Here is a 353-nt window from a genome sequence, read left to right as displayed (position 1 = left end):
GCGCCGCCATGCCCGCGGCGCTCTCGCAGTGGCCGATGTTCGACTTCACCGAACCGATCGAGCAGAACTGCGTGTCCGACGTCGACTCACGGAACGCCTTGCTCAAGCCCGCAATCTCGATCGGGTCTCCGAGCGCCGTGCCGGTACCGTGCGCCTCGATGTAGCTGATCGTGCGCGGATCGACCCCAGCCTGCTTGATCGCCCGGCGGATCACATCGGCCTGGGCGTTCGGGTTCGGTACCGAGTAGCCGTTGGTCTTGCCGCCGGCGTTCACCATGCTGCCCTTGATCACACCATAGATGTGATCGCCATCGGCAATCGCTCTGGATTTGCGCTTGAGCAGAACGGCGCCC

Annotated in this window: 1 pseudogene; it reads right to left on the bottom strand. The window is 64.6% G+C overall.

The features are described from left to right. A pseudogene (locus tag TSA1_RS40400) lies at positions 1 to 353 on the bottom strand (polyketide synthase); the annotation flags it as partial.

The organism is Bradyrhizobium nitroreducens (assembly GCF_002776695.1).
In the GTDB taxonomy this organism is placed as follows: domain Bacteria; phylum Pseudomonadota; class Alphaproteobacteria; order Rhizobiales; family Xanthobacteraceae; genus Bradyrhizobium; species Bradyrhizobium nitroreducens.
The sequence above is the reverse complement of the archived record's forward strand: the minus strand, read 5'-3'. Positions and strand labels throughout refer to the sequence as shown.